Genomic DNA, 3,551 nt, shown 5'->3' with positions numbered 1-3,551 from the left:
TCGTCCACACCCCCGGCCGGCACCACTACCAGCCAGGAGCCGGACAACCGTGCCCCCGACGAGACCTCAGCCAGCGGCTTCCACGACACCCGGTAGCGCCAACCATCCACCTCCGACTGGGTACGGCGTCGGCGACGCCACGCCGACAGAGCCGGCACGACCTCGCTGAGGGGCGTCTCGTCCACGTCCAGCTCTGTGACGAGCGACGCGAGATCCTCGCGCTCGACGGCCTCCCAGAACCGCGCGTCCACCGCATCGACGCTCCCGCCGACCGGTGCACTTCCCGCCCGCGACGCCTCCGGCCAGTAGCGCTGCCGCTGGAAGGCGTAGGTCGGCAGATCGACCCGCTGAGCTCCGGTCCCGTAGAACGCCTGCCAGTCGACGGGGGTGCCGTGGACGTGGGCCTGGGCGAGGGCCGCGGTGACGGTCTCGGCCTCGGGGCGGCCGGAGCGGAGGACGGGCACGAAGACGGTGTCCGCGTCTGCGGTCAGGCAGTCCTGAGCCAGGGCGGACAGGACGCCGTCGGGGCCGAGTTCGATGTACGTGGTGACGCCGGCGGCTTCCAGGGTGCGGATGCCGTCGAGGAAGCGGACGGCTTCGCGGACGTGCCGGACCCAGAAGTCGGCCGAACCCATCTCGTCCGAGACGAGGGTCCCGGTGAGGTTGGAGACCACCGGGATGCGCGGAGACTCGTACGAGATGCCCTCGGCGACCGTACGGAAGGCATCGAGCATGCCGTCCATGTGCGGCGAGTGGAACGCATGGCTGACCGTCAGACGCTTGGTCTTGCGGCCCTGAGCCTCGAAGGACTCGGCGATCGCAACCGCGTCGGCCTCGTCGCCGGCGATGACCACCGACTGCGGACCGTTGATGGCCGCAACGCTCACCCGGTCCGTCAGCAGAGGCAGAACCTCGTCCTCGGATGCCTGGACCGCGATCATCACGCCACCCGTCGGCAGCGCCTGCATCAGCCGCCCACGAGCCGCCACCAGCGCACACGCATCCTCCAGCGAGAACACACCCGCCACATGCGCGGCAGCAATCTCACCAATCGAATGACCCGCCAAGAAGTCCGGCCGCAGACCCCACGACTCCACCAGCCGGAACAACGCCACCTCAACCGCAAACAACGCAGGCTGCGTATAAGCCGTCTGATCCAGCGCATCACCATCGGACCCGAACAACACATCCTTCAACGGCAGTTCCAGGTGCGCACACACCGCATCCAGCGCCTCCGCGAACACCGGATACACCTCGTACAACTCACGGCCCATCCCCAGCCGCTGACTCCCCTGCCCCGTGAACAGAAACGCCAGCTTCCCGGCGACCGGCGAGCCCGTAACGATCCCCGCCGCCGAGCCACCCTCCGCCAGCGCCCCGAGCCCCGCCAGCAGACCCTCACGATCCACAGCCACCACCGCCGCGCGCCGCTCGAACGACGAGCGGCCGGTCGTCAGCGTGCGACCGACGTCGGACAGGCGCAATTCAGGAGCCGCGATCAGCCGCGCGCGCAGGCTGTCGGCCTGGTCGCGGAGTGCGACGTCGTTCTTCGCCGAGAGCACCAGCGGGAGAAAGGCCCGTTCCGTGGCCGCGTCGTCGGCCCGGTCCGTCTCCACCCGCGCCGGAGCCTGCTCGATGATGGTGTGGGCGTTCGTTCCGCTGAAGCCGAACGAGGAGACGCCGGCACGGCGCGGGCGGCCGGTCTCGGGCCACTCCGTCTGCTCGGTCAGCAGGGAGACTTCACCGGCCTCCCAGTCGACCTGAGGGGACGGCTCGTCGATGTGAAGGCTCTGCGGAAGCAGCCCGTTCTGCATCGCCAGCACCATCTTGATCACGCCTGCGACACCGGCTGCGGCTTGTGCGTGGCCGATGTTGGACTTGATCGAGCCCAGCAGCAATGGCCGGTCTTCCGCGCGCCCCTGGCCGTAGGTGGCGAGCAGCGCCTGCGCCTCGATCGGGTCACCCAGGGTCGTACCCGTGCCGTGCGCCTCCACCACGTCCACATCCGCGGCCGACAGTCCCGCGCTCGCGAGAGCGGCACGGATCACCCGCTGCTGGGACGGACCGTTCGGGGCAGTGAGTCCGTTGCTCGCACCGTCCTGGTTGACGGCGGAGCCTCGGACCACGGCAAGCACCGGATGCCCGTTGCGCTGTGCATCGGACAGCCGCTCGACGAGCAGCATGCCGACACCCTCGCCCCACCCCGTACCGTCCGCAGCCGCAGCGAACGCCTTGATGCGGCCGTCCTCCGCAAGACCACGCTGCCGACTGAATTCGATGAAGGTGCCCGGCGTGGACATCACCGTCACACCACCGGCCAGGGCCAGCGAGCACTCACCATTGCGCAGCGCCTGGATCGCCCAGTGCAGGGCGACCAGCGACGACGAGCAGGCGGTATCGACCGTAACCGCCGGGCCCTCCAGGCCGAACACATAGGAGAGCCGGCCGGAGACGACGCTCGCCGCGTTACCCGTACCCAAGTGACCCTCGAGGCCTTCAGGCTCCTCCAGCAGTACAGACAGGTAGTCCTGGCCGTTGGTGCCGACGAAGACACCGGCCTGGCTGCCCCGCACGGTGGCGGGATCGATCCCGGCCCGCTCGAACGCCTCCCACGAGGTTTCGAGCAGGAGCCGCTGCTGCGGGTCCATGGCCAGCGCCTCACGCGGCGAGATCCCGAAGAAGTCCGCATCGAAGTCCGCCGCGTCGTAGAGGAATCCGCCCTCACGCGCGTACGAAGTGCCCTGCGCACCAGGGTCTGCGTCGTACAGAGCCTCGACGTCCCAGCCGCGGTCCAGCGGAAGATCCGAGATGGCGTCGCCGCCCGATGCGAGCAGCTGCCAGAGGTCTTCCGGGGTCCGTACTCCGCCGGGGAAACGGCAGCTCATCGCCACGATCGCGATCGGATCATCGTCGACTGCCGTGGCTGTCGGGCCGGCCACCACGGTCTGCGTGCCGAGCAGTTCGGTACGGAGGTAGGCGGCGAGCGCGATCGGTGTCGGGTAGTCGTAGACGAGCGTGGCCGGAAGCCGCAGCGCGGTGGCGGCGCCGAGGCGATTGCGCAGCTCGACGGCGGTCAGCGAGTCGAAGCCGATCTCACGGAACGCGCGTCCCGCTTCGATGTCCTCGGCACCGGAGTGCCCCAGCACCTCGGCGACCTGTGTGCCCACGAGCTCCAGGAGGAACGGCTCGCGGTCCCCCTCGGCCATGCCCTGGAGTCGCTGTGCGAGCGACGAACCGGCCGGCTCCGACCGGCCGTTCTCCTTCTCCGCACTGCTGATGACGGCTGCCGCCTCAGGCAGTTCGGCGAGGAGGTTGGCGGCCCGCACGGCGGTGAAGCCGGGCGCGAACCGTGACCAGTCGAAGTCCACGATCGTCAAAGCCGCATCGGCGGAACCGACTGCCTGACGAAGTGCCGTGATCGCGAGATCGGCGTTCATGGGCGGTACGCCGCCCCGGCGCATCCGCGCGTCCATCGCCTCGTCGGCGGCCATGCCGCCCTCGGCCCACGGACCCCACGCGAGCGACGTGGCCGCGAGACCATCCGCACGACG

Annotated in this window: 1 protein-coding gene; it reads right to left on the bottom strand. The window is 69.7% G+C overall.

What is annotated here, in order from left to right; all coding sequences use genetic code 11:
• A partial coding sequence (locus AB0D12_RS41010) for a beta-ketoacyl synthase N-terminal-like domain-containing protein (protein WP_362695132.1) occupies nt 1-3,551 on the bottom strand: 3,551 nt, incomplete at both ends.

It is taken from the genome of Streptomyces sp. NPDC048479 (genome assembly GCF_040651435.1).
GTDB lineage: Bacteria > Actinomycetota > Actinomycetes > Streptomycetales > Streptomycetaceae > Streptomyces.
The sequence above is the reverse complement of the archived record's forward strand: the minus strand, read 5'-3'. Positions and strand labels throughout refer to the sequence as shown.